The sequence below is a fragment of the Steroidobacter agaridevorans genome (assembly GCF_009932555.1).
GTDB lineage: Bacteria > Pseudomonadota > Gammaproteobacteria > Steroidobacterales > Steroidobacteraceae > Steroidobacter > Steroidobacter agaridevorans.
The window spans coordinates 329,781-356,098 of record NZ_BLJO01000008.1; the positions used below are offsets into that span (position 1 = coordinate 329,781).

Consider the following 26,318-nt stretch of genomic DNA (forward strand, 5'->3'; position numbering starts at 1 on the left):
ACTGTCGTTCATCAACGTGTCCAAATATCCACCGTCGCTGATGTATGTGCTGGTGACGCTCGGCGTCTCGATGCTGCTGTTCCTCGCGCTGGATAAGTTGACGGGACGATTGCAGAAAGTCCTGCTGGCCTTCGGCCGCACGTCGTTGTTCACGTATGTGCTGCACATCTACCTGGCGCACAGCGTCGCATTGCTCATCGGCGTGCTCGGTGGACTGTCGGCGTCGTACTACTTCGATTTCCTGGCGCGCTTCGCGGGCGCGCCGACAGGGCAGGGCTACGAGCTTCCCGTCGTCTATGCGACCTGGCTCGCTGTACTGCTGATGCTCTATCCGCTGTCGTCGTGGTTCGCACGCGTAAAACGAGAGCGGCGCGACTGGTGGCTCAGTTATCTGTAACGCTCCCCGTTTATCGAGCTCGGGCGTGTAACTTCTCCGTCGGCCCGGCACCGACTGCGCGCCAGAGACTTCGCAGGAACTCGGCGAAGCTCCAGTCATTGAACTGCCAAAGGTAGAATTCAATCGATGAAGAGGAGCGAGTCATGCCTACTGCGAGCGGACACACCAAAGCGATTCGAGCCAAGAAGGTCATCGGCACCGCGGTGAAAGATCCGACCGGCAAGAAGATCGGCGAGATCGAGGACGTGGTGCTGGACAAGACGTCCAACAACATCATGTTCGCGGCCGTCGGCTTCGGCGGACTGCTCGGCGTGAAAGAGAAGTACCATCCCATTCCATGGAGCATGCTGACGTACGAAGAGGACGAGAGCGGCTACGTGGTGAATGTCACGAAGGAGCAGCTGCAGGCGGCGCCGGCGGATTCGCTGTCGGAATTGACCAAGGACGACGGCCTGGCTTATCGGGATCGAGCCTTCGACTACTACCGTTCACCCCGCTACTGGGAATAGTTATCTCCCATTCGGGTTTGCGACCGAAAGGTCAGAAGCAGTGTAAGAGTCTGAAGGTTTGATGGCTGGCGATTGCTTGAAGAATCGTCAGGTAGCGCGAGCGACCCCCAAGATTGGTGGGTCGCTCGTTTTATGTGGGAGCTCAGGTGGCGATCGTGTCGGGAAGGCCGCCCAGAACTTTGTCCAAGGTTATTGGGAATTCGCGAACCCGAACGCCCGTGGCGTTATAGACGGCATTGGCGAGGGCGGCGGCGACGCCGACGATGCCTACTTCGCCGAGGCCTTTGATGCCGAGCGGATTGGCGTACGGTTCCTTCTCCTCGAGACAGATCGCCTCGATCTGCGTCACATCGGCGTGTACCGGCACATGATATTCCGCGAGGTCGCGATTGACGAACGAGCCATCGCGCGGATCGACCACCGATTCTTCGGTGAGGCCGGCGCCGATACCCATGATCATGCCGCCGATCAGCTGCGAGCGCGCCGTCTTCGGATTCAGGATGCGGCCGCTGCCGAACACGCCGAGCATGCGACGCACGCGGATCTCGCCAGTATCGATATCCACGCCGACTTCGGCGAACTGCGCGCCGAACACGTGCGAAGAATATTTCGGCTGCTTTTCCGCACCTTGATGTTCGCCTTTCCCCTCGATGCCGGATGGTGCGAGTCGCGAGAGCACGGCTTGCAGTGACTCCGATTTCTCGCCCGCCACCACGTTGCCACCGCGCAATGCCACTTCGCCGACGTTCGCGCCTGCGAGCGGAGAGCGACGGTCCTTGCTGACGAGCTGAGCGATCTGCGAACGCAGCTGTTCGCACGCGAGCAAGATCGCCGAGCCCGCGCTGGCGGCGCCGAACGATCCGCCAGAGCCGGCCGACTTCGGCAGCCGGGTATCGCCGAGCTCCACCGTGACTTTGTCCGTGGGCAGGCCCAGGCTTTCGGCGGCGACCTGGGTCAGCACGGTGTAACTGCCCGTGCCGATGTCGGTCATGTCCGTTTTCACGATGGCGGCGCCATCGGCATTCAATCGCACCGCTGCGGCGGACGGGCGCAGATAGGTTGGAAACATCGCGCTCGCGACTCCGTAGCCCACCAGCCACCGGCCGTCGCGCAGCGTGCCCGGCCGCTTCGGCCGTTTCGACCAGCCGAATCGTTGCGCGCCCTCGCGATAACATTCCACCAGCGATCGACTGGAGAAGGGCAGATGAGTTTCGGGATCGTCGGTCGGCTCGTTCTTGATCCGCAGCTCGATGGGATCCATGTCGAGCGCCACCGCAAGCTCATCCATGCCGCACTCCTGCGCAACGCTGCCGGGCTCTTCGCCCGGTGCGCGCATGATGTCCGAGGTCGGCAGATCCAGCATCACGCCCCAATGGCGATGAAAGCGATTCGGGGCTGCGTACATCACGCGACTGAACGCGGCAGTCTGCTCGATGAACTCATCGAACGGCGTCGTTTGCGACCATACGTCGTGAGCAATCGCGGTCAGCGTGCCGTCCTTGGTCGCACCCAGCCGCATGCGCTGCAAGCACTCGGGGCGATGGTTGGTATTGGCGAACATTTGCGGCCGCGTCTGCGCGATCTTTACGGGACGTCGCACCACCTTCGCGCCGAGCGCGGCCAACACCGCCTGCGCATGGATCGGCACCTTCGAGCCAAAGCCGCCGCCGACGTACGGTGTCAGAATGCGCACGTTTTCCAGCGGAAGCTGTAGTGTCTTCGCGACGCTGGACTGAGCCCACGCGGCGACCTGCTGACCCGAGTACAGCGTCAGATGATCGCCTTCCCAGACTGCTTGCGTGGCGTGCGGCTCCATCGGCATGCTGTGCTCATGGGGCAGGTGATAGGTCACATCAATTTTCACAGCAGCGGACGCGAAGGCCCCGTCGAAATCGCCTTCGCTCGTGTCCGCCTTCATGCCGGCGTTGACGCCTTTCGGTTTGTAAGCCTGCGACTGATGGGTCATCAAATCGAACTTGGCTTGTGGGTCTTTCACATAGCGAACCGAGACCAGACCCGCGGCATGTCGCGCGGCTTCGAATGTCTCGGCGACGATCAGCGCCACCGGCTCGCCGAAGTAACGCACCTCGGGCGAAAACAAGAACGGCTCGGAGCGATCAAATCGACTCGGGCCAGGCTCTCTCGGATGCAGCGGCGCCTGCTTTGGCGCATTCTGATACGTGACCACGGCGAGCACGCGAGGTGCGCTTTCCGCACGCGACGTGTCGATGGCGGAGATGCGACCCTTACCGATGGTGGAGCCGACAATGAATCCATAGGTCGTATCTTTGACGCCGCGATACTCGTACGAGTACTTCGCGCGCCCCGTCACCTTGAGCGGACCATCGACGCGGTCGAGCGGCTTGCCGATGATGCCCTGGCGATTCTCCTCGATGGGATTGATGGCAGGGCTGAGGGGAGATCGAGTTGCCATCATGCCGCTCCTTCGATGCCAGCCACCTCGGCCAACGTGCGAGTCAGCACGCGATGGGCCAGTGGGATCTTGAAATCATTGCCGCCGTAACTCTTCGCGGACCGCAGCGCCGCTCGAGCTGCGTTTGCGAAGCTTTCCATTGAAGCCGGCTTTCCACGCAGTGCCCTTTCTGCATCGAGCGCACGCCAGGGTTTGTGAGCGACGCCGCCGAGCGCAATTCGTGAGTCTCGAATGCGACCCGCCTCGACGCGTACGATCGCCGCAACCGAGATCAGCGCGAATGCATATGAGGCGCGGTCGCGCACCTTCCGATATGTTTGATTGCCAGGAGGTGGCGGAGGGAGCACGACGGCAGTGATCAACTCTCCAGGGTGCAACGTCGTTTCAATGTGCGGCGTGTCCCCGGGCAGTCGGTGCAGTTCGCCAATGGGCAGCGTGCGCTTCGAGCCGTCGGGCAGCATGGTTTCGATGGATGCCTCGAGTGCCGTCAACGCCACGGCCATATCCGACGGATGCACGGCGATACACGAATCGCTGGCCCCGAGAATGGCGTGGATGCGATTGAATCCTTGCAGCGCCGCGCAGCCCGATGCCGGCTCGCGCTTGTTGCAGGCCTTCGACGTGTCGTAGAAATAGTAGCAACGTGTCCGTTGCAACAGGTTGCCGCCAGTCGACGCCTTGTTTCTCAGTTGCCCCGACGCGCCGGCCAGCAGCGCCTTCGACAACACCGGATAGCGATCGCGAATCAATGGATGAGCGGCCAGATCGCTGTTGGGTACTTGCGCGCCGATGCGCACACCACCGTCCTTCGCTTCGATCTGGCGCAGGGGCAGTCGAGTGATGTCGATGAGGTGCGCGGGCCGCTCGATCTCGAGCTTCATCAAGTCGAGCAGGTTCGTGCCGCCGGCGATGAACTTCGCGCCGGGCTGTGCCGCCGCTTTCGCGGCGCTGTTCGCGTCGGCCGCTCTTTCGTAAGTAAAGGGAATCATGCGCCGACTCCGCGTACCGATTGAATAGCCGCGACGATGTTCGGATACGCCGAGCATCGGCAGAGATTGCCGCTCATTCGCTCGCGCACTTCAGCATCGGTCAATTCGACGCGAGCCGCCGTGAGATTGCTGCTCACATGGCTGGGCCAGCCGTCGGCCGCTTCCTTGAGCATGCCGATGGCGGAGCAGATCTGCCCGGACGTGCAGTAGCCGCACTGGAAGCCGTCGTGCTCGATGAACGCGGACTGCAGCGGATGCAAATCCTCCGGCGTGCCGATGCCTTCGATGGTCGTGATCTCATCGCCGTCGTGCATGACGGCGAGTGTCAGGCACGAGTTGATGCGTCGGCCATTCACCAACACGGTGCACGCGCCGCACTGGCCATGATCGCAACCTTTCTTGGTGCCGGTCATGCCGAGTTGCTCGCGCAAGGCATCGAGCAGTGATGCGCGCGTGTCGAGCGTGAGCGGATGGCTTTGATTGTTGATGCGCAGGGTCACTGTCATGTTGACAGGCTGCGCGGCCTTGTTGGCAGCGTCGGCTGCATTCGTGAGCGCGGGCAGATGGGCGATGACGCCGACAGCCACGCTGGTCTTCAAGAGGGTGCGTCGATCGACGCTCAAGGGGGACTCATCGGTCATGGCGGATCCTTGGCTGGCGGCGAGCGGGCGACTGGACGTAACGGATTATGTGCAGGTGAGTTCCCCCGGGCGCTTGCCCGTTCCTGTCCGCCTCTTGCCAGCTTCTACGTAACGCGGCGCTTATGAATACGTATGCAGACTGTCGAGATCGACGGGGTGCTGAAGGTAATCTCTGCGCGTCCGAGAACAGTGGGGATGCGAGCCGATGTCAGTACCGCCGTGGTGGCGTGGCGCGGTGATCTATGAGATCTATCCGCGCAGCTTCGTCGATAGCAACGGCGATGGGGTCGGCGACCTGCCAGGCATCGTGCAGCGGCTCGACTATGTCGCCGAGCTCGGTGTCGATGCGATCTGGATTGCACCGTTCTTTCGTTCGCCGATGGCGGATTTCGGCTACGACGTGGCGGACTATCGCGCCGTCGATCCCTTGTTCGGCGCCATGGCCGATTTCGACGAGTTGCTGAGCCGGGCGCATCGCCTGGGCCTGAAGGTGATGATCGACCAGGTGCTCAGTCACACCTCGATCGAGCACGAGTGGTTTCGCGAGAGCCGGCAGAGCCGCGACAACCCCAAGGCCGATTGGTATGTGTGGGCCGATCCCAAGCCCGATGGCACGCCGCCCAACAACTGGCTGTCGATTTTCGGCGGCGTCGCCTGGCGTTGGGAGCCGCGCCGTCGCCAGTATTACCTGCACAATTTCCTGTCCTCGCAGCCGGACCTGAACTTTCATCAGCCCGAGCTGCGCCGTGCCGTGCTGGATAACGTGCGCTTCTGGCTGGACAAGGGTGTCGATGGACTGCGGCTCGATGCGATCAATTTTTGTTTTCACGACCGCGCGCTGCGTGACAATCCCCCGAAGCCGGCCAACGAGCGCACCACGCGCGGCTTCAGTCCGGAGAATCCGTACGCCTTTCAATACCATCGTTACGACAACACGCAGCCGGAGAACCTGCAATTTCTTGCCGAGCTGCGCGCCTTGCTCGATGAGTATCCGCACGCAGTGACCCTGGCGGAAATTTCTTCCGAAGATTCGATCGCGACCACGGCGGAGTACACGAGCGCCGATCGCTTGCACATGGGCTATAGCTTCGAATTGCTGTCCGAAGAATATTCGGCGCGGCACATTCGAGCGGTGGTCGAAGGCTTCGAAGCGAAGCTGACCGATGGCTGGCCGTGTTGGGCGTTCTCGAATCACGATGTGCGCCGTGTAGTGACCCGCTGGGGTGGCGAGCGTCCTTCCAGGCATCTGGCGAATCAGCTGATCGCGCTGCTGTGTTCGCTGCGCGGCTCGGTCTGCATGTATCAGGGCGAAGAGCTCGGCTTGAGCGAAGCCAGCGTGCCGTTCGAGTCGTTGCGCGATCCGTACGGCATCGCGTTCTGGCCGAATTTCAAAGGGCGTGACGGTTGTCGTACGCCGATGCCATGGAACGGCGGCGAGCACGCCGGCTTCAGCACCGCGCGACCGTGGTTGCCCGTGGCGGCAGAGCATCGGGATTGCAATGTCGAGGCTCAGCTCGCCGACCGGCACTCGGTGCTGAACGCAACCCGCGGGTTCTTGCAATGGCGTCGTCGTCATCCAGCGCTGCGCTGGGGTGACATCGAGTTCATCGATGTGCCCGAGCCCTTGCTGGCATTCACGCGAAGCCAGGGCGATTCACGCATCTTCGCGGCGTTCAATCTGTCGCCTGAAACGATGCAGACAGTCGTGCGGCTGCCGGCGGGGACGGAGCAAGTCGAGAGCGTCGGCGTCCTGGCGGGCGAGTTGCGCGATGAGCGCCTGACGTTGCCGGGTCACGGCGTCGTATTCGCTCGGGTTCCATCATGAATACGTATGCATAGCGTTGTTCCGCCGTAGTCGCGGACCTACGATCGCAAAAAACGATCATCGAATTAAATCAAGCCGGATCGCCGGCGGAAACAGGGGGAATGGACAATGAATACGATCTCGAACCTGCGGCTGGCGCGTGCGGTGACGCGTGGTCTGGGCGGCGGAACGGCAATCGGAATGGCGCTGCTGTTTGCAGCCGCGGCGCACGCTCAGCAAACGACGGCGGCGAACAGCAGCGAGTTGGAGACGGTCGTCGTCACCGGCATTCGCGCCAGTATCGAAGAATCGATCGAGCTCAAGCGCGACTCGGGCAGCATCATCGAAGCGATTTCCGCCGAAGACATCGGCAAGCTGCCCGACACCAGCATCGCCGACTCATTGTCACGTCTGCCTGGCCTGACCTCGCAGCGCGCCGAAGGTCGTGCGTCCGCAATCAGCTTGCGCGGCACGGATCCAGGCTTCACGAGCGCATTGCTGAACGGTCGCGAGCAGGTGAGCACTGGCGACAATCGCAGCATCGAGTTCGATCAGTATCCGTCGGAGCTGCTGAGCTCGGTGCTGGTGTACAAGACGCCCGACGCGCAACTGGTTGGCCAGGGTCTCGCCGGCACGATCGATCTGCGCACGACGCGTCCGCTCGACGTTAACGATCGCGCGATCGTGATGAACGTGCGCGGCGAGATGAACTCGCAGAACGACATGGGCGCCGACTCCGACGAGATGGGCTATCGCGCCAGCTTCTCGTACATCGATCAGTTCCTGGATAACACGCTCGGCGTCACCTTCGGCTTCGCGCATCTGGAATCGCCGCTGGCCATTCAGGGCGCCGGCACCTATGAGCCGTGGCATGCGAACGATCCGGACGTGGACGGATTCAACTATCACCCCGAAGTGGCGGACGGCCTGTATGTCACGAACGGCATGAAGATCCGTTCCGACATGGGCGAGAATCGCCGCGACGGCGCGATGGCGGCGATTCAATGGCGGCCGAGCGATGCCTACGAGACCGTGCTCGATCTGTACTACACCAAGCGCAAGCAGACCGACAACGCACGCAGCCTGGAAGTGAACCTGGGCAACTATCCCATCCAGGGGCAGGGCTTCGCGGCCCCCATCATCGCCGATAACACCGTCATCGGCGGCACGCTGCTCAACCGCGTGCCGCTGGCGCGCAACTTCCTGTTCAAGACCGAGGACGAGATTTTCGCGACCGGCTGGAACAACAAGTGGTTCGCTGGCAGCTGGACCTTCATCGCCGATGTGAGCTACTCCAAGGCCGAGCGCGACGAACAGCAGTACGAAACCAACGGCCAGTTCGTGGCCGGCGGCACCTCCAACATTCCCGACTCGGGCTTCTTCAGCCTGTCGCGCGATGACATGCCGACGCTGCGTTTCAACATGAACTACGCCGATCCCACCGGCGTTCGGGTCGGCCCCACGATCTATGGCGCGGGTTACAGCAAGATTCCGCACATCGAGGACGAGCTGACCTCGGGGCGCTTCGATGTGATCCGCGAGCTGAATACCGCGTGGCTGAGGAATATCGCCGTCGGCGCCAACTACTCGGATCGCAGCAAGGACAAGTTTCAGCCCGAAGGCAATCTCTCGACTCGAAACAACGCCTACTACCAGGTGAGCGACCATCTGCTCGCGCCGACCAATCTCGGCTACGCGAATGCCGGCCGCGCGCTCGCGTGGGATGTGATGGGCGTGCTCGCCGATTTCTACAACCCGATCGTCTACCACACCCCCGATGAGGACGGCTTCGAGTACCTGGTCGGCAAGAACTGGGAAGTCACCGAGAAGGTGACGACCGGCTACGTCAAGAGCGAGCTCGATCACGAGCTGTCCTCGAGCGTGACGTTGAAGGGCAACGTCGGCGTGCAGGTGGTGCAGACGGATCAAAGCTCCGAGGCCCTGCGCCTGGAGAACGGCAACCCGGTGCCGATCAGCGATGGCAAGAAATACACAGACGTGCTGCCTGCGATCAACTTCGCGTTCATGCTGCCATCGGATCAAGCGGTCCGTGTCGGTGTCGCGAAGGAAATCGCGCGCGCCCGCATGGATCAGTTGAAAGCGTCCAGCGAAATTGGCTACGACTCGGGAACCGGCTTGCCCGGCGGCTCGGGTGGCAATCCGCGTCTCGACCCGTGGCGCGCGGTCGCGTACGACATTTCGTATGAAAGATATTTCGGACCGAATGCGTACGTGTCGCTGGCGGGCTTCTACAAGGACCTGAAGACTTATATCTACGCCCAGACCATCGCCGACTACGACTTCTCCGATTTCCTCGCGACCCTGCCGCCGGAATATTTCACCGATCCCACGATCGACATTCCGACAACCGGCCGGTTCACGCGGCCGGTGAACGGCGATGGCGGTAATTTGAAGGGCCTCGAGCTGTCCGTCGCGCTGACGGGCGAGCTGTTCGCGGATGTGCTGAGCGGCTTCGGCACCATCCTGAGCGTGTCGCGCACCGAGAGCAGCATCACCATCGAGGATCCGCCGAACAATCAGTTCACCGGCGGCAACGGGCTGGGCGACATTCCGCTGCCGGGCCTGTCGAAGACGGTGTGGAATGCGACGCTCTACTACGAGAACGCGGGCTTCTCGGCGCGCGTCGCGACTCGCTCGCGCTCGAAGTACATCGGTGAGGTGACCAACTTCGCCAACGATCGCGCCTTCAAATACGTGAAGGGCGATCGCATCACCGATGCGCAGCTCGGCTACGAGTTCGGCCCCGGCGCGTTGCAGGGTCTGTCGATACTCGTGCAGGTCAACAACCTCACCAACGAGCCGTACATCGCGTACTCGGTGACCGAGACTCGTCAGCAGGACTTCCAGGAGTACGGCCGGCAGTATCTGCTCGGCATCAACTATCGGCTCTGATCGACCGTTGTCGTGGCCCCACATCCCCTTCCTTCCCACCCCCGGGAAGGGGATGATGGGGCGTTCATTCGAGTGAGGATCGGGATGCGTTGGTTCGCCGTGCTGTGCTTGTGTGTGTCCGGCTCGCTGGCCGCCGAAACATTCGACTCGAATGCATTTCGCGCGCGGTTGCCGCAGGACGAGATCGTTTATTTCCTGCTGCCGGACCGCTTCGAGAACGGCGATCCGAAGAACGATCGCGGCGGGCTGAAGGGCGATCGGCTCAAGACCGGCTTCGATCCCACGCACAAAGGTTTCTATCACGGCGGCGACGTGCGCGGGCTGATCGAGCGGCTCGATTACATCCAGGGTCTGGGCGCCACCGCCATCTGGCTCGGCCCGATCTATAAGAACAAGCCGGTGCAAGGACCGCCCGGTCAGGAGTCCGCGGGCTATCACGGTTACTGGATCACCGATTTCACGCGCGTCGACGAGCACTTCGGCACGCAGCAAGAGTTGAAGGAGCTGATCGAGGCCGCACACGCGCGCGGGATGAAGGTCTATCTCGACATCATCACCAACCACACGGCCGATGTGATCTCGTATCGGCAATGTCCCGAAAGCGACTGCGTCTATCGCTCACGCGCCGACTATCCATACAGCCGGGCCGGTGGCACCGACGGCTCGGCCATCAACGAGGGCTTTCTGGGCGAAAGCGTCCAGACCGAAGCCAACTTCGCGAAGCTCACGCGCGCCGACTACGCCTATGAACCTTTCGTTCGCCCGGCCGAAGCGAAAGTGAAGGTTCCCGAGTGGCTCAACGATCCGATCTGGTATCACAACCGCGGCAATACCACCTTCCGCGGCGAGAACAGCATGATGGGCGACTTCGTCGGCCTCGACGATCTCATGACCGAGAATCCGCGGGTGCTGCGCGGCTTCATCGAGATCTACCAGCGCTGGATCGAGGACTTCGGCGTCGACGGCTTTCGCATCGACACGACACGTCACGTGAACCCGGAGTTCTGGCAGGCATTCGTGCCCGCGATGCTGAAGACCGCGCACGCACGTGGCATCTCCAACTTTCATATCTTTGGCGAAGTGTTTGCAGAAACCGGCGATGTCGTTCCGCTCGCCTGGAGCACTCGCGTCGACGGAATGCCCGGCGTGCTGGACTTTGCTTTCCGCGCCACCGTGCTCGACACGCTCACGAAGGGCGTGGGCACGGACAAGCTCGCGTGGCTCTACAGAAGCGATGCGCTCTACGAAGGGGGCGACGAGGCGGCGATTCAGTTGCCGACCTTCATCAGCAACCATGACATCGGCCGCTTCGGTCATTACGCCCGCGCCAATATGCCGGGAGCCGACGATGCCGGCGTCTTGAAACGATCGATACTTGCGCACGCAATGATGTTCACCTTGCGTGGTGTGCCGGTGGTCTATGCGGGCGATGAGCAGGGCTTCGCGGGCGACGGCTCCGATCAGGACGCTCGTGAAGACATGTTCGCCAGCCGTGTTGCCAGCTACAACGACAACGCCTTGCTGGGAACCCAAGCGACGACGGCGGTCAGCAACTTCGATCGCGATCATCCTTTGTATGCGGCCATCGCCGAGCTGTCGGCGCTGCGCAAGGAAAACGCCGCCTTGCGCCGGGGCAAGCAGATCGTGCGCAACTACTCGGAAAAGCCCGGGCTGTTCGCCGTGTCGCGCATCGACCCGCAGACCGAGCGCGAGATTCTGGTTGCTTTCAACACCTCGACTGAAGCCTTGCAGGCCAACGTGGAAGTCGATGTCCGCACTCGCGCATTCCGGTCGTTGAAAGGAACCTGCGCGCTACGCCCGACTGCACCGGGCAGCTATAAGGTGACCCTCGAGCCCTTGAGCTACGTGGTGTGCGCGGCGCAAGATGAGTCATGAGCCGCATGCAGAAGCCCGCGCTGTCGTTCTGGCAGATCTGGAACATGTGTTTCGGATTCCTCGGCATCCAGTTCGGCTTCGCGCTTCAGAACGCCAATGTGAGCCGCATATTCCAGACGCTCGGCGCGCAGCTCGATGAGATTCCCATGCTGTGGGTGGCGGCGCCGCTGACCGGGCTGATCGTGCAGCCCATCGTCGGTTACTACTCCGACCGTACGTGGACTCGCCTCGGTCGCCGGCGACCGTATTTTTTCTTCGGCGCCCTGGCTGCGACGCTCGCGCTGTTGTTCATGCCGAATTCTCCGACGCTGTGGATCGCGGCGGGGCTGCTGTGGATCCTGGACGCGTCCATCAATGTCTCCATGGAGCCGTTTCGCGCTTACGTCGGCGATCAACTGCCGCCGCCGCAACGGCCCGCGGGCTACGCGATGCAGAGTTTTTTCATCGGCGTCAGCTCGGTCATCGCGAGCCTGCTGCCGTGGATGCTGACCAGGCTCGGTGTCGAGAACACCGCCGGGCCCGGCGAGATTCCCGACACCGTGAAATATTCCTTTTACTTCGGCGGCTTCATGCTGCTGGGCGCGGTGAGCTGGACGGTCTTCAGCACGCGCGAATATCCACCCGATCAGCTCAAGAGCTTCGATGACGCGGGCGTGGTGCGCCAGCGGCCGCTCGACGTCGCACGGTCGCGGCGCGATGGCGCAGTCTGGCTCGGCGCCGGTGTGGTCGGGCTGCTCGCCATACATCTATTGCACTGGGATCGGCAGCTGTATCTGCTGGCGGGCGGGATTGCGGTTTACGGCGTGGCTTTGCTGGTGCTGAGCGCTGCGCGATCGGACAACCTGTTCACCGCCATCATGACCGATGTGCACGACATGCCCGACGCGATGCGCCGGCTCGCCGTGGTGCAATTCTTTTCCTGGTTCGCCTTGTTCGCGATGTGGATCTATACGACCGCGGCTGTCACACAAGTGCATTTCGGCACGAGTGACGTTCAGTCTGTCGCGTACAACGAAGGTGCGAACTGGGTCGGCGTGCTGTTCGCGGCGTACAACGGATTCGCGGCGCTGGCGGCCATCGTGATTCCGTTCATGGTGCGGCGCTGGGGTTTGCGGGTGAGCCACATGATCAATGTGTGGCTGGGCGCCCTGGGATTCGTGTCATTCGTGGCGATTCGCGATCCGCAATGGCTGCTGGTCGCGATGATCGGTGTCGGCTTCGCGTGGGCGTCGATCCTGTCGCTGCCCTATGCCTTGCTCTCGGACAACCTGCCCGCCGAAAAGATGGGCGTGTACATGGGCATCTTCAATTTTTTCATCGTGATTCCGCAGCTGCTGGCGGCCAGCGTGTTGGGCTTTCTGCTGCGGACGTTCCTGGGCGGCGAGCCCGTCTATGCCCTGGTCATCGGCGGGGCCAGCCTGTTTCTGGCTGGCCTCGCCGTGCTACGGGTTCAACCGAAAGTCAGCTTGCCCTTCATCACCGACCAGTGGCCGGGGAACGAGCAGAAGAAGGTGTAATCGCCGCCTTTCTTCAGCTTCGAGGTCGGGAACGTGACGCTGGTGGTCTCGCCGGCGCCGATCACCTTGGTGTGGGCGATCACGCGGGCATCGTCCTTCGGCACATAGTCGTTCGGCAAGCCAGCCGACATGCCGGCGGTGGCGACCGCCTGGAACACCGACGTTTCCGTCAGCACCCAGTTGTGACCCATGGCGCTCTTGGGCAGCTTGCCAGGATGCGAGAGGGTCAGCTTCACTTCGGTGCAATCGGCGGCCACGGCCAGCGACTGCTTGTTGAACTGCATGGCGTCGTTGCCTTCGATGGCCAGCTCGCAGGTCTTGGCGGCGTGAGTGAGCGGAGCGAAGACGCTGAGCGCGCCGAGCAGAACGGTGGATGCGAGAATTCTTGAGATTGTCATCGGATTACCTGCTGATGCGGTGATAGACGCGTGCGGATTGTCCGGCGTGGGCGGCCGGCTTTCAAGCGCCCTGCACCCGGACTTCCCGACACCGACCCGTGGAACAACACGGGCACTAAAACGTCCCTAATGAATGAGATCTGAACCCCACTCCCGGCTACCCGGTCCATGACAAATCTGCGGATTTTGCGTGGCGCCGGCTTGTCGGTGCTGTGCGTGTTTTGTACCGCAACCGCGCTCGCCGAGCGGGTCACCGTCACCATCAATGGACTCGAGGAAGATATGCTCGAATCGGCGCGCGCCAACCTCGAGCTGAAACAATACGAAGAGCGGGACGTGTCCGCCGCCCAGGCGCGCCGGCTGTTCGATCGGGGCAAGGAGCAGATCGTGCGCTCGCTCGAGCCCTTCGGCTTCTACAACCCGAGTGTCGACGGCCGGCTGGAGCGGCCGGAGCCCGGTAAATTTCACGCGGTCTACGATGTGAAAGTCGGCGAGCCGGTCATCGTTCAGCAATCGAGCATCGAAGTCGCGCCCGAGGCCACCGCGCTCGACCCGGTCAAACAGGCGGTGCAGAAGTTCGAGCCCAGGCACGGCGAGCGACTGGATCACGCCACCTACGAGCGCAGCAAGGATCAGATCTCCAAGGCGCTCGCCAACGATGGCTTTCTCGGCGCGCAACTGGTGCGCCATAAAGTGTCAGTCGTTCGCAGTGCGAACACGGCCGATATCGATCTGGCGTGGGACGTGGGGCCGCGCTACCGCCTCGGCGAGCTGCGCTTCTCGAAGACCCAGTTCCCGGATTCGTTCCTGCAAAAATACAAACTGTGGAAGGACGGCGAGTACTACTCAGCGGACAAGCTGTTGGCCCTGCAGCAGTCGCTGGTCGATGCCGACTATTTCACATCGGTGGCGGTCGCGCCCGACCTGGAGCATGCCGCGAATGGCGAAGTGCCCGTCGACGTGATGCTGATTCCCGCCAAGCGCACGTTGTACACGGCGAACCTCTACTTCGGCACCGACTCGGGTCCCGGCGCCAAGGTGGGCGTGCAGCGGCGTTGGCTCAACAAACGCGGCCACAAGCTCGGCGGCGAAATCGAGTATTCCTCGCGACTGGAGGAGTACAGCGTCAAGTATCAGATTCCCAAGCCCGGCCCGCGGCCGCGCAATTACATCTTCGGCGTCGGCTATCGAGACGAAGAGACCGACACCAGCACGTCGCGCATGTTCCGGCTCGCGGCCACCCAGGTTGCCGATCGCTGGAAGGGGTTCACTCGCACCGTCGGCTTGCAGTACTTGAACGGCGACTTCGAGATCGCGGATGAGCGCGGCCAGACCAGCCTGCTCTATGCCGATGGCCTGCTCACGCGCAAACAGGCCAACGACATTTACTTTCCGACCTCCGGATATTCCTTGTTGTATGGCCTGCGCTTCGGCTTCGAACAGGTGCTCTCCGACACCACCTTCGCGCAGCTACGCGCCGAAGGAAAATGGCTGAAAAAAGTCACGGCCGACGGGCGCGTGATTTTTCGCGCCGCGCTCGGCGGCATGATCGTGGATGATTTCGATGCGTTGCCGCCGGAGCTGCGCTTCTTCGCCGGCGGCGATCGGTCCATTCGCGGCTTCGACTATCAGGCGATCGGCGAGACCAATGCCAGCGGCGGCGTCATCGGCGGCGAGTATCTGATCGCCGGCAGCGCCGAGTACGAACATTTCTTTTTCCAGAACTGGGGCGCGGCGGTGTTCGTCGACGCCGGCGATGCATTCAAGTCCAGCTTCGACATGAATGTGGGCGCGGGCATCGGCTTGCGCTGGAAATCCCCGATCGGGATGGTGCGGGTCGACCTGGCGCGCCCGGTCGTCACCGATCTGGACGGCGGCTGGCGAGTTCATCTGATCATCGGGCCGGACTTATGAGCGGCGTGCTGAAGAAAACCCTGGCGTGGACAGGCATCGCGATCGCGCTGCTGATTCTGCTCGTGGTCGGTGCGATCGTGTGGGTCATCAACACGCAGTCCGGCACGCGCTTCGCCGCCGAGCGTGCACAGGCGATCATGGGCGGGAAACTTGCCATCGGCGCCATCGACGGCTCGATTGCCGGACCGCTGCGCATCGCCAATTTGCACTATCTAGATCCGGCGGCGGGCATCGACGCCTCGGTGGCGAGGCTCGAGGTCGACCTGGTATTGAGCGATCTGTGGCGCCGGCTCGTGCATGTCGATCGATTGAACGTGAGTGGCATCGACGTGCTGATGCAGGAGCCGACGGAAGAGCCGCCGCCGGAAGAGCCCTCCAAGCCGTTCACCCTGAAGCCGCCGATCGATATCGTCGTCGATTCGTTTCTTGCTCGCGATGTGAAGCTGCGCAATCCGGAAGCGACCATCGTCGAGGTCACCCGAGCGACGTTCGCTGGCGGCTGGACCGAAGCCGCGCTGGCCGTGAGAACACTGAACGTGCAATCGCCGCAGGGCTTCGTGACGTTCCACGGACGTGTCGCGCAGAACGAGGCGTTCCTCGGCGAGGGCCGGGGAAGATTCGAATGGACGGCGGGCGAGCAGAAGTTCGCAGGCACATTGCTCGCCTCGGCGAACGAAGCGGACGCGGTCCTCAGCACCAAATTGTCGGCGCCGCTCGAGGCCATCCTGCACGCCAAAGTGACGCAAGCGCCCGATCATCAGTGGCAACTGCAACTTGAAGTGCCGCGCTTCGATCCTCGCAAGGAGCTGATGCCGGACTCGAGTTTCCAAAGTCTCGCGGCATCGTTGCATGGCGAGGGAACGTTCGATCAGGGCGTTGTGTCCGGTCGAGTGTCGATCAATGACGAGCCGCTCGAGCTGGAAAGCGTGCGCTTCACGCGAAGCGAGGAACGGTTACAGCTGGAGACGCTGTTGAAGATCGGCGCGACGGCGGGCGAGCTGATGGCCAATGCCGATATCCAGTTCTCGGAGGAGTCGTGGGTCAGCAAGGCCAGCGCGCGCTGGCGGGATGTCATAGTGCCCTCCGCATGGGTCGGGCAGGAGCTGTACACGCACGGCGAGCTGGACTTCGATGGCAATCCAACGCTGTACAACGCGAAAGGGCGGCTCACGCTGGGTCCACCGAAACAGCAGGCGGACATTGCCCTGCAAGTGCGAGGCACGCCTGAGCTGGTCGAGCTGCAACAGTTCGACATCGTGCAGCCGAAAGGCCGGCTGGCCGCCACCGGCAAAGTCGATCTGAAGCCGCAACTGGCATGGGTCGTCGACGCGCAAGGAAAAGACTTCGATCCCGGCGCGTTCGCGGTCGAGTGGCCGGGCAGTTTGCGTTTTCAATTGGCCACACAAGGCAAGATGACGGAGCAGGGACCGGACGCCACGTTGAAGTTGAGCGAGTTGCGCGGCCGATTACGCGGTCGTCAGATCTCGGGTGATGCAGATATGACGCTCACCGCGCCCTACTTACCCGCCGGCACAGTCGCGCTGAACTCGGGCCAGAGCTCGTTGCGGGTGGAGGCGGCGAAGGGCGAGAAGATCAACGCCACCATCGCAGTCAACGTGGCTTCGTTGAATGACTGGCTGCCGGACTCCGAGGGCCAGCTGGCGGCGAACTTCCGTGTGCTCGGCAAGTGGCCGGATGTGGCGATCAACGGCAATGCGCGCGGTCATGAGCTGCGCATGAACGAGATGCGTCTGCAGGGAATCACGCTCGATGCGGATGTGAACAAGCCGCTCGATCCCAGCGGGGCGGTGAAGGTGCAAATGGAGGGGCTGTCGGCGGCAGGCTTCGAGTTTGAAACAGTGCAGGCAAATGCGTCCGGCAACTCGGCTGAGCACCGCGCGGAAGTGAATACGACCGGCAAGCCAGTCGCGTTCTCTATCGCTGTGCAGGGCGGGCGACAGGAGGATGGTTGGTCTGGCGCGGTACAGCGGCTCGTGCTCGATGTGAAGGATGCGGCGCGCTTGAGCTTGCGTGAGCCGGCGAACATCGTCATGAAGACGCAGGATCAGAAGATGGCGGTCGATGTGTCGCGCGCGTGCTTCGTCGATCGTGACATCGAGTTGTGCCTGCAAGGTGGCATGCAGCCTGACGGATCCATGCAGGGCAGCTACTCGCTGGCCAACGTGCCGCTGGCGCTCGCGAACTCGATGTCGAGCGACGAGCTGCCGTTGCGATTCAAGGGCATGATTCAGGGTCAGGGCGACATTCGTCGCGACGCCGATGGCAACTTGTTCGGCAACGCGTCGATCCGCTCGCCCTCCGGCAGCATGTCGCGCACGCTGGTGGCCGGCAGCGAGTCGGAGCCCGCCGAAGAAGAAACATTGTTGACGTATCGGGATTTCAAGATCGACGCGAACCTGTCGGGCGCGGATGCCCGAGCGTCGATCAGCACCGGTCTGATGGAGAACGGATCGTTGCAAGGCGAAGGCGAGATCCGCGGGCTGAATCAGGACGATACACAGATCAATGCGCGCATGAACGCGAGTCTGCCGGATCTCGCGCCATTCGCCGTGTTCGCACCGCAGCTCGCGAACGTGCACGGGCGCATGGATGCCAGGGGCAGCGTGAGTGGAACGCTGCAGGAGCCGGCAATCACAGGTGAGGTCACGGCGGCGGAGCTGGCGGCGGATATTCCCGCGGTTGGATTGCATCTGAAGAACGGCCGCCTCGATGTGCGGCCGAAGTCGACCACGGAGTTTCAGGTGTCGGGCGGCGTCGATTCCGGAGACGGCTCGCTGAAGTTCGCGGGCACGGCGTCGACGAGCGGCATGATCAACATGCAAGTCGACGGCAATCGTTTCCTCGCCGCGGACATTCCGGGCGCGAAAGTGCTCATCTCGCCGGATATCGATGTCGTGCGTAACGAGGAGCGGACGACGCTCTCAGGCAAGGTTCGCATTCCTTCCGCGGATGTGAATTTGCAGAAGCTGCCGAGAGGCGGCGATAAGGCGCAGGCCGCGTCGCCGGACGTGGTTGTGATCGATGCGGAGACGCCGGAAGAAGCAGCGGAGCAGGCGATTCCGTTGTACGCGGACATCACGATCGTGTTGGGCGGGGAAGAACAGAGGAGGACGGAGCTCAAGGAGGAGGCGGTCAATCTCACCGGCTTTGGCCTGGTCGCGAAGGTGACCGGGCAGCTCGATGTGAGGGAGCGGCCGGGCACGGACACGGTGGCGTCGGGCGATGTGAACGTCACGGGTACCTATAAAGCGTATGGGCAGGACCTGACGATTCAGCAAGGTCAGCTGCTGTATGCGTCGACGCCGCTCGACAATCCGAGGCTGAGAATCGAGGCAACGCGCGAGGTGGATGAAGTTGTCGCCGGCTTGAGAATTCGAGGCAGCGCGCAGAGTCCGGAGCTCACGGTGTTCTCCGATCCGCCGATGAGTCAGGCGAATGCGCTTTCATACATCGTCGCGGGCAAGCCGTTAGATGACATCGGCTCGGGCTCGGGTGAGGGGGATGCCGTGCAGGCGGCAACGAGGTCGTTGGGCGCGGCTGCGGGAGGATTGCTCGCGAAGAATTTGGGCCGACGCTTGGGGGCGGATGAGGTGGCGGTCAAGGACGATGAGATGCTCGGTGGGGCGGCGTTGACGGTTGGGCAGTATCTGTCGCCGCGTGTGTATTTGAGCTATGGGGTTGGATTGTTCGAGCCGGGGGAAGTCATCACTCTGCGGTACAAGCTTTCGCGCGACTTGTCGGTGCAGGCTCAGCGGGGGCCGGAGGATACTCGGGCGGGTATCGAGTTTCGGACGCAACGATAAGTAAGAGTGGCGCTTGCCGCCTCTGGTGATGCGAGCCACCGACGCAGCCGGCTTGCCTTGGCAAGAATTTCCAAATATTGTTCGACATACGCTCAATCGGGCCGGTCAGGTCGTGTTAATTTCGAAACCTTGGCCTTATGAGAGAGTAAGCTCGCGCTGGCTACCACGGGTTCATTGCGATGGCGGAAATTCTCGGCATTGGTATCTCGCATTATCCGCCGCTCAGTGGGTGCGATGAGGATATGGCAAATATCCTTCGCGGTCGGCTGAAGGACCCCGACGTCCCCGCCGCGCTCAAAGACCCGTCGCAATGGCCACAGTTGATGCGCGAAGAGTGGGGCAGCGATGAAGGTATCGCCGGCGCCGCCCGCCATCGCGCGGCCATGCGTGTGGGTCTCGCCAAGGCGCGGGCGGCGATCGATGAGTTCAAGCCGGACCTGGTCGTGATCTGGGGTGACGATCAGTACGAGAATTTCAAGGAAGACATCGTGCCGCCGTTCTGTGTGATGGCGTACGACGACATGACCATCCAGCCGTGGGCGCACGCATCCGAGTCGGCGATGTTTTCCGAGGCTCATGAAGATGAGTGGGGCGGCGGCAAGCCCAATGTCTGGAGGGAGAAGCGGGATCACTCCATCCTGGTGCGCGGTCATCGCAAGGCCGCGAAATTCCTGACCGAGCAGTTGCTCGAACGCGAGTTCGACGTCGCGTACGCCTACAAGCCGCTGCATCACCCCGGCCTGCCGCACGCATTCCTGAATTCGATTTTGTATCTCGACTACGACCGCCGCGGCTTCCCGTATCCCGTCGTGCCGTTTCAAGTGAACTGCTATGGCCGCTCGGTCATCAGCTATCGCGGCTTCATCAGCAAGCTTGCCGACCGCGGGCGAGAGTTGGATCCGCCGTCGCCGTCGCCGAAGCGCATTTTCAAGCTGGGCGCCGAAGTGGCGCGGATCTTCCGTGAGAGTCCGTGGCGCGTGGCGCTGGTGGCCTCATCGAGTTGGTCGCATGCGTTCTTGAACGATCAAACGTATCGCGTGCAGCCCGACGTGGCGCTCGACAAGCGATTGTATGAAGCGCTGACCCGCAACGACTGGGACGTCTGGACGGGCATGAAGCTGGCGGAGCTGGAGCGCTCCGGTGAGCATGAGCTGTTGAACTGGTACGCGCTGGCCGGCGCGATGAACGAGTTGGGGCAGAAGTGCACCTGGTCGGACTTCGTCGCAACCTACGTCTTCAATTCCAGCAAGGTCACGGCGATTTTCGCGCCGAATAAATAACTCGAGTAACGCATGACAAAGATGAGTTTCGACTGGGGCAAGTGCTCGCGCGCCCTGATGATCTTGACGGTTGCGCTGCTCGGCTGGGCCGGCGCGGCGAGGGCGGCGGAAGCGCTGCCGAACGTTGAAGTTCGCGAGATGGTCGGCAAGGAGAATGGCCGCCGCTATCAGATCTACACCGCGCTGCCGACCAAGCCGCAACCCGAGGAAGGGTACGCCGCCGTTTACGTGCTCGATGCGAACATCATGTTCGCGACGATGGTGGACACGGTGCGGGCGTCGGAGCGGCGGCCGACGGGGCGGGGCACGGTCGTGATCGGCATCGGCTATCCCGAAGAGTTGAAGGCGAACACCGAGCGGCAGATCGATCTCACGCCATCGGTCAGCACCACGCCAAAGCCGGGAACCGGCGGCGCGGAGGCTTTCTTGCGCTTCATCGAGAACGAGCTGAAGCCGGACGTCGCCGCTCGTTTCAAGATCGACAACACGCGTGAAACGTTGTTCGGTCACTCTTATGGCGGTTTGTTCACGCTGTATGCGCTGATCAATTCACCGGGCCTGGTCGACAACTTCGTCGCGGCCAGCCCGTCGATCTGGTTCGAGAGCCGGATGATGCAGAAGGACAATGTGCGCGGCCGGCTCGAGCCGAAGCTGCAGACGCAGCAGGTGACGCCGCGAGTGCTGATCACGGTGGGCGAATATGAGCAGGCGGCGGATCCGGATTTCCCGTCGGTGCATGGGCAGGGCTCCAATGCAGACATCCTGAAGGAGCGCCAGCAAGTGGATAACGCGCGCGAGTTCGCCGATTACCTGTCGAAGCTGAAAGGGATCGAGGCGAAGTTCGTGATGTTCCCGGGGGAGGATCACGGCACGGTGATTCCCGCTGCGATCTCGCGAGGCGTTCGCTTTGCGCTCGCGCCGACGGTACAGGCGCCGGAGCTGGCGGCGAAGGTGGTGAGCATGGGCAAGCCACCGGGCGGCATCAAGGTGCCGACGGCGGAGGAATATCTGCAGCTCACGGCGGAGCAGCGTTATAAGTTGCGCATGCGGATTCGCAAGTTGCCGGAGCAGAAGCGGATGGCGTGGAATCAGCAGTTTCAGTATTCGTTGAATTCGGGACTGACGTATTTGCAGCATCGCAAGCTGCACGAGGAGCGTCAGGAAATGGATCAGAAGCATGGCACGAAGCCGCCGCCGGAAGGTTGAGCGATGATTTCCTGCCGGAAGACCCACCCCCCTGCCCCCCTCCCGTGTACGGGAGGGGGAAAAGCGATTCTGGTCTGCCTGGCTATAGCGCTCTCCAACGTCGCGGCCGCGCAGACCGCTGCGGTCGATTCGAAGGTCGCGGCGATCGAGCAGCAGGTCATTGCCTGGCGGCGTGACATTCATCAGCATCCCGAGCTGAGCAATCGCGAGACGCGCACGGCGGCGCTCGTGGCCAGGCATCTGCAATCGCTCGGTATCGAAGTCCGCACCGGCGTGGCGAAGACGGGTGTGGTCGGCGTGCTCAAAGGGGCGAAGCCCGGTCGAGTGATCGCGCTTCGTGCCGATATGGATGCGTTGCCTGTCGAAGAGCAGACCGGCTTGCCGTTCGCATCGAAAGTCACCGCCGAATACAACGGCAAAACTGTGCCCGTGATGCATGCGTGCGGGCACGATGCGCACACAGCGATTCTCATGGGCGCGGCACAGGTGCTGGCGGGGATGCGCAATCAAATTCCCGGCACGGTCGTTTTCATTTTCCAGCCGGCCGAAGAAGGTCCGCCCATCGGAGAGCAGGGCGGCGCGTCGGAGATGATCAAGGAAGGGGCGCTGAGCAATCCAAAGCCCGATGCAATCTTCGGCTTGCACGTCGAGCCGGGCGTGCCCGGCCGCATCGATGTTCGTTATGGGCCGCTACTCTCCAGCGCCACCGACTTGCGCATCGATCTGCAGGGTCGGCAGACGCACGGCGCGCGTCCTTGGGAAGGCACCGACCTGATCAATCTTTCCGCCGATATCGTCAAGAGCCTGACGACCCTGTCGGCGCGACAAGTGGACGTGTTCGATGTGCCGAATGTAGTCACGATCGGGATGATGCAAGCCGGCGTGAGAGGCAACATTCTGCCGGGCGATGCGACGTTGCAGGGGACCATCCGAACCTTCAGCGAAGAGCGCTTGCATCGGCTGCAGGAACTCATCGATACGTCCGTCGAGGGCCTGGCAAAGAGTTATGGCGCCACCGCGCAGGTGAGCTACCGAAAGCAGGCGCATGTGACCGGCAGCGATCCGAAGATTCTCGAGTCCATCATGCCGGCATTGAAAGAAGCCGCCGGTGCGGCGGGCGTCGACACCAGGGCGCCGCTGCGAGCCGCGGCCGAGGATTTCTCGTTCTTCGAACGGGAGATTCCAGGCGTGTACTACATCATCGGCTCGACCAGGGATTTCAAGGACAAGGCCTCGACGCCGTCGAATCATTCGCCGAGGTTCGACATCGATGAGCGAGTGCTCGCGATCGGCGTCAAAGCGCAAGTACTCACCGCGCTTCAATTCTTGCGCGCAAAACCGTAGCCTGCGCGCCCGCGCGGGGACAGAAAGGGACAGATTGAAACTCTGTCCCACTCGGCATCCCCACATTGGGGACTGCTTTTTCGAAATACGCGCTGTATCAGTGCAGATGATGTGTGCTTTCCGGCCACATTAGAGCGGTCGCACATTCGCAATTCGAAATTATTTCGAAAATCGCATTGACGGCGTCGACCTGCCGTGCCTATCTTCGCGCCAAGCGCCGCGAACGGCGGCAATAGACAAATAAAGCCAGGGGAGAGTGGGATGGTGTTCAACGCCAGGACGAGTTCGTTGTCGCGAGCCGCCGTTGTTTCTTTCACGACGCTGCTCGCTGCGCCGGTGCTTGCGCAGGACGTGGGCGGCGAGGCGCTCGAAGAAGTCGTCGTCACCGGTACAAACATCCGCGGCGCCGTGCCTATCGGCAATCCCATTCAAACGCTCGGCGCGGAACAGATCGCCGAGAGCGGCAAGGCGACCGTCGCCGAGTTGTTGCGAGAGCTGCCGGTGAATTTCGCGGGCGGCGTGGCGCAAGCGGACAACAATCGTGGCGGTCAGGATACCTCCTCGGCTGGCTCGAACCTGACGGGCGGCTCCGGCGTCAATCTGCGTGGCTTGGGCGCGCTGTCCACGCTCGTGCTGGTCGATGGCCGTCGGGTTGCGACCTCGGGTCAATTCGGCGATTTCGTCGACGTAGCAAACATTCCCGCCGCCGCCATCGAGCGCATCGAAATCCTGCAGGACGGCGCATCGGCCGTGTACGGCTCCGATGCGGTCGGCGGTGTGGTCAATTTCATTCTCAAGCGCAACGTCGAAGGTCTGCAGACGCTGGCGCGCATCGGCACGCTCACTGAAGGCGGTGGCGATGAGCTCCAGGCCAGCGCAGCGTGGGGGCATGGATGGGACAGCGGCCGCGTCACCCTGGGTTACGAATATAACGATCGCGGGCGGGTCACTGCGGCCGATCGCGATCTCAATGGCGATCTGTCCTCTCGTGGCGGCATCAACTGGCCGATCTACACGACTCACGTCGGGTCCGCTGCAAACATTTTCCCTGGCACCGCGTCCTTCAATGGCAACGTCGCTTACACGGTGCCGCAGGGCCCGGGCACTGGTCTCACCGTTGCGCAACTGACGCCTGCCACGGGCGGCTTCGGCAACTCCTCCAATCCCTGGAACGGCTGGGACATCCTGCCGGAAATGAAGCGCCACAGTTTGTTCCTGACCTTCGACCAGGACATCACCGATGGCATTGCCACGCACGGCAGCGCGCGCTACACGCGTCGCGACGGCAACTATCACACCGGCTACGTCGACATTTACGGCGCCGTGCCGACGACGAACCCGGCTTACATCGGCGGCATCGGCGCGCCGAACAGCCCGAACAACTTCAGCGTGCTGGTCGATGACATTCTCACCCAGCGCGATGTGCAGGTCGACAGCTACGGCGCGGATCTGGGTGTGACATTCGACATCGGCGGCGACTGGCAGCTCGATGTCACAGGTTCCTATAGCCGCGAGATCCAGAATCGCCAGTCGCAGCTCGAGCGTGACGCGAACATCGATGACTTCGTCGCCGGTGCGGGCGGCGGCAGGGTGGCTGCGCCGAACTCGGTGGCCTGCTCGCTGATGGGCTTGAATTCGAGCAACATCGGTTCGATTGCTGCGCCGAGCGCCGCGCAGCGCTTCTGCGCCGGTTTGAATTACGAAACATTCAATCCTTACTCCACCGAGCCGCTGTCGGCGCAGGTCCTCAGTCAGCTGATCGGCTACGAGGATCTGGAGTTCGATTCGTGGGTGCGTCAGGGCACGGTCAAGGTCGACGGCACCGTGTTCGAATTGCCGGGCGGTCCGCTGAAGCTCGCCGTGGGCGTCGACTATCGCAAGGAATATATCGACGGCGAGCTCGAGTTCAATTATCGCAGCATCGATCCTGTGAACATGCCGTACGGCGCGACCGAGCGCGAAGTGAAAGCCGCTTATGCCGAGTTCGCGGTGCCTCTGGTCGGCGATCGCAACTCACTGGCGGGGATGCGTGCGCTGGATCTGTCGCTGGCCGTGCGTCATGAAGATTCGCAGGGTCTGGGCGATTTCACTTCCACCGATCCGAAGTTCGGTCTGCGCTACAAGCCCATCGACAGCCTGACAGTGCGCGCCAGTTATGGCACGAGCTTTCATGCGCCGCCGATGCGCTTTGCTTATGACGGTCCGCAGCCAGTGCCGGGCGGCAATGCGATCTTCTACGCCAACGCGTTCTACACCGCGCCGTGCAACACCACTCTCGTGGAGCTCATCCAGCCGCAGGTTCCGAACGCGTCGGGTGCTTGTCCGTTCGTGGGCATGGTGGTGTCCGGCGGCGCCGGCCCGACGTTGCAGCCCGAGGAAGCGGACACCTGGACCGCGGGCCTGGAATTCCTGCCGGAGAGCGTGCCGGGGCTGTTGTTGAGCGCGAACTACTTCAACATGCAGATCGACAACCGCCTGGTGCGCATCACCTCGGGCGCGCTCGGCGGCATTCTGGCCAACTACTTCGCGACCGGCACCAGCCCGTATCTCAGCAACCTGGTGTTCAATCCGGATGACGCGCTGGTGCAGTCGCTGTTCGACGATCCGCGCTTCATTGGCTTGCAAGGGCCAGGCGTGACGCGCACGCCGAGCCAGGTCGCGGCCATCATCTATGCGACCCAGACCAATCTTGCGAGCCTGAAGATGGATGGCGTCGACCTGGGCGCGAGCTATGGGTTCGACACGGGCATCGGCGAGTTCGAAGTGTTTGCGAACGGCACGCTGTTGTTGTCCTATGACATCCAGGCAACGCCGGGCGGCCGCTATGAGGATAGGCTCGGCAAATACGAAAGCACCGGCAATCCGGTGAAGCTCAAGTCCCGGCAGGGTGTTTCCTACCGGCGCGGCGCATTCGGTGTGATCGCGACGATCAACTACACGGACAGCTACGAGTGCGTGAGCGGCTGCTACTTGCCGGGCGCGACCGGTGCGCCGACGCTTAACACGGCGCCGGTCCAGATCGACGACTGGATTACGCTGGATCTGCAGTTCAACTATAAGTTCGAGGGCGCCGGCGGCTTGCTGAGCGGCGCCGGCGTGGGGTTGAGCGTGTTGAACGCGACCAACGAGGAGCCGCCCTTCGTCGACACCGGCAGAATCGTGACGGGCAACGCCCCGGAGTCTTATGATGCTGCTAACGCTATCATCAGTGGCCGGGCCGTCGCCTTGACGCTCACCAAGAGCTTCTAGCAG

Annotated in this window: 15 protein-coding genes and 1 pseudogene; 12 read left to right on the forward strand and 4 right to left on the reverse strand. The window is 62.4% G+C overall.

Annotated elements, in window-relative coordinates; translation table 11 throughout:
• Both GYH35_RS27255 and GYH35_RS27260 read left to right on the forward strand, forming a co-directional pair.
• Positions 1 to 397: pseudogene (locus GYH35_RS27255) on the forward strand (DUF1624 domain-containing protein); the annotation flags it as partial.
• Between the two features lie 143 nt (positions 398 to 540).
• Positions 541 to 906 carry a PRC-barrel domain-containing protein gene (locus GYH35_RS27260; RefSeq protein WP_161813371.1) on the forward strand — a complete coding sequence of 122 codons (366 nt, stop codon included), beginning with the start codon at positions 541 to 543 and terminating at the stop codon, positions 904 to 906.
• A 142-nt stretch (positions 907 to 1,048) separates the two neighbouring features.
• Here GYH35_RS27260 and GYH35_RS27265 read toward each other — a convergent pair whose 3' ends face one another.
• From GYH35_RS27265 to GYH35_RS27275, 3 genes are read right to left on the reverse strand one after another with little or no spacing between them, the layout of a single operon-like run.
• Positions 1,049 to 3,340, reverse strand: a complete 2,292-nt coding sequence (locus tag GYH35_RS27265; protein ID WP_407700231.1) for a xanthine dehydrogenase family protein molybdopterin-binding subunit — start codon at positions 3,338 to 3,340, stop codon at positions 1,049 to 1,051.
• The gene (locus GYH35_RS27270; RefSeq protein ID WP_161830055.1) at positions 3,340 to 4,329 is read right to left on the reverse strand and encodes an FAD binding domain-containing protein; all 990 of its coding nucleotides are present in this window, start codon (positions 4,327 to 4,329) and stop codon (positions 3,340 to 3,342) included. Before GYH35_RS27270 ends, GYH35_RS27265 begins: the two co-directional genes overlap by 1 nt.
• A complete protein-coding gene (locus tag GYH35_RS27275; RefSeq protein ID WP_161830056.1) occupies positions 4,326 to 4,970 on the reverse strand; it encodes a 2Fe-2S iron-sulfur cluster-binding protein in 645 nt (214 codons plus the stop codon). Before GYH35_RS27275 ends, GYH35_RS27270 begins: the two co-directional genes overlap by 4 nt.
• Positions 4,971 to 5,175: 205 nt before the next feature.
• Here GYH35_RS27275 and GYH35_RS27280 point away from each other — a divergent pair, with 205 nt between their 5' ends.
• The 4 genes from GYH35_RS27280 (at position 5,176) to GYH35_RS27295 (ending at position 13,100) form a co-directional block, all read left to right on the forward strand.
• Positions 5,176 to 6,795, forward strand: coding sequence for an alpha-glucosidase (locus GYH35_RS27280; RefSeq protein ID WP_161830057.1), 1,620 nt, complete (start codon positions 5,176 to 5,178; stop codon positions 6,793 to 6,795).
• A gap of 108 nt (positions 6,796 to 6,903) precedes the next feature.
• Positions 6,904 to 9,687 carry a TonB-dependent receptor gene (locus GYH35_RS27285; RefSeq protein ID WP_161830058.1) on the forward strand — a complete coding sequence of 928 codons (2,784 nt, stop codon included), beginning with the start codon at positions 6,904 to 6,906 and terminating at the stop codon, positions 9,685 to 9,687.
• 84 nt (positions 9,688 to 9,771) lie between these two features.
• On the forward strand, positions 9,772 to 11,583 hold the full coding sequence (locus GYH35_RS27290; RefSeq protein ID WP_161830059.1) for an alpha-amylase family glycosyl hydrolase: 1,812 nt from the start codon (positions 9,772 to 9,774) through the stop codon (positions 11,581 to 11,583).
• Complete coding sequence (locus GYH35_RS27295; RefSeq protein ID WP_161830060.1) at positions 11,580 to 13,100, forward strand: MFS transporter; 1,521 nt, start codon at positions 11,580 to 11,582, stop codon at positions 13,098 to 13,100. Before GYH35_RS27290 ends, GYH35_RS27295 begins: the two co-directional genes overlap by 4 nt.
• On the opposite strand, the gene azu is transcribed toward GYH35_RS27295, so the two are convergent.
• Positions 13,034 to 13,498 (reverse strand): azurin, encoded by a 465-nt coding sequence (azu, locus tag GYH35_RS27300; protein WP_161813380.1) that lies wholly within the window; start codon positions 13,496 to 13,498, stop codon positions 13,034 to 13,036. The genes GYH35_RS27295 and azu overlap by 67 nt on opposite strands.
• Positions 13,499 to 13,666: 168 nt before the next feature.
• Between azu and GYH35_RS27305 the strand changes: the two genes are divergently transcribed.
• The 6 genes from GYH35_RS27305 to GYH35_RS27330 all read left to right on the forward strand — a co-directional run bounded on the left by GYH35_RS27305 (position 13,667) and on the right by GYH35_RS27330 (position 26,315).
• Complete coding sequence (locus GYH35_RS27305) at positions 13,667 to 15,412, forward strand: autotransporter assembly complex protein TamA (RefSeq protein WP_161813381.1); 1,746 nt, start codon at positions 13,667 to 13,669, stop codon at positions 15,410 to 15,412.
• Entirely contained in the window at positions 15,409 to 19,236 is a 3,828-nt protein-coding gene (locus tag GYH35_RS27310; RefSeq protein ID WP_161830061.1) for a translocation/assembly module TamB domain-containing protein, read from the forward strand. Before GYH35_RS27305 ends, GYH35_RS27310 begins: the two co-directional genes overlap by 4 nt.
• 242 nt (positions 19,237 to 19,478) lie before the next feature.
• Positions 19,479 to 20,516, forward strand: coding sequence for a DODA-type extradiol aromatic ring-opening family dioxygenase (locus GYH35_RS27315; protein ID WP_202624755.1), 1,038 nt, complete (start codon positions 19,479 to 19,481; stop codon positions 20,514 to 20,516).
• 12 nt (positions 20,517 to 20,528) lie between these two features.
• A complete protein-coding gene (locus tag GYH35_RS27320; protein ID WP_161830063.1) occupies positions 20,529 to 21,722 on the forward strand; it encodes an alpha/beta hydrolase in 1,194 nt (397 codons plus the stop codon).
• 3 nt (positions 21,723 to 21,725) lie between these two features.
• On the forward strand, positions 21,726 to 23,066 hold the full coding sequence (locus GYH35_RS27325; protein ID WP_161830064.1) for an amidohydrolase: 1,341 nt from the start codon (positions 21,726 to 21,728) through the stop codon (positions 23,064 to 23,066).
• A 261-nt stretch (positions 23,067 to 23,327) separates the two neighbouring features.
• Positions 23,328 to 26,315, forward strand: a complete 2,988-nt coding sequence (locus tag GYH35_RS27330; RefSeq protein ID WP_161830065.1) for a TonB-dependent receptor plug domain-containing protein — start codon at positions 23,328 to 23,330, stop codon at positions 26,313 to 26,315.
• The last annotated feature ends 3 nt before the right edge of the window (positions 26,316 to 26,318 follow it).

What these genes read in the sequence shown, in the direction of transcription:
- GYH35_RS27260 (WP_161813371.1), top strand. Translation starts at nt 541, where the DNA reads ATGCCTACTGCGAGCGGACACACCAAAGCGATTCGAGCCAAGAAGGTC.
- GYH35_RS27265 (WP_407700231.1), bottom strand. Translation starts at nt 3,340, where the DNA reads ATGGCAACTCGATCTCCCCTCAGCCCTGCCATCAATCCCATCGAGGAG.
- GYH35_RS27270 (WP_161830055.1), bottom strand. Translation starts at nt 4,329, where the DNA reads ATGATTCCCTTTACTTACGAAAGAGCGGCCGACGCGAACAGCGCCGCG.
- GYH35_RS27275 (WP_161830056.1), bottom strand. Translation starts at nt 4,970, where the DNA reads ATGACCGATGAGTCCCCCTTGAGCGTCGATCGACGCACCCTCTTGAAG.
- GYH35_RS27280 (WP_161830057.1), top strand. Translation starts at nt 5,176, where the DNA reads ATGTCAGTACCGCCGTGGTGGCGTGGCGCGGTGATCTATGAGATCTAT.
- GYH35_RS27285 (WP_161830058.1), top strand. Translation starts at nt 6,904, where the DNA reads ATGAATACGATCTCGAACCTGCGGCTGGCGCGTGCGGTGACGCGTGGT.
- GYH35_RS27290 (WP_161830059.1), top strand. Translation starts at nt 9,772, where the DNA reads ATGCGTTGGTTCGCCGTGCTGTGCTTGTGTGTGTCCGGCTCGCTGGCC.
- GYH35_RS27295 (WP_161830060.1), top strand. Translation starts at nt 11,580, where the DNA reads ATGAGCCGCATGCAGAAGCCCGCGCTGTCGTTCTGGCAGATCTGGAAC.
- azu (WP_161813380.1), bottom strand. Translation starts at nt 13,498, where the DNA reads ATGACAATCTCAAGAATTCTCGCATCCACCGTTCTGCTCGGCGCGCTC.
- GYH35_RS27305 (WP_161813381.1), top strand. Translation starts at nt 13,667, where the DNA reads ATGACAAATCTGCGGATTTTGCGTGGCGCCGGCTTGTCGGTGCTGTGC.
- GYH35_RS27310 (WP_161830061.1), top strand. Translation starts at nt 15,409, where the DNA reads ATGAGCGGCGTGCTGAAGAAAACCCTGGCGTGGACAGGCATCGCGATC.
- GYH35_RS27315 (WP_202624755.1), top strand. Translation starts at nt 19,479, where the DNA reads ATGGCAAATATCCTTCGCGGTCGGCTGAAGGACCCCGACGTCCCCGCC.
- GYH35_RS27320 (WP_161830063.1), top strand. Translation starts at nt 20,529, where the DNA reads ATGACAAAGATGAGTTTCGACTGGGGCAAGTGCTCGCGCGCCCTGATG.
- GYH35_RS27325 (WP_161830064.1), top strand. Translation starts at nt 21,726, where the DNA reads ATGATTTCCTGCCGGAAGACCCACCCCCCTGCCCCCCTCCCGTGTACG.
- GYH35_RS27330 (WP_161830065.1), top strand. Translation starts at nt 23,328, where the DNA reads ATGGTGTTCAACGCCAGGACGAGTTCGTTGTCGCGAGCCGCCGTTGTT.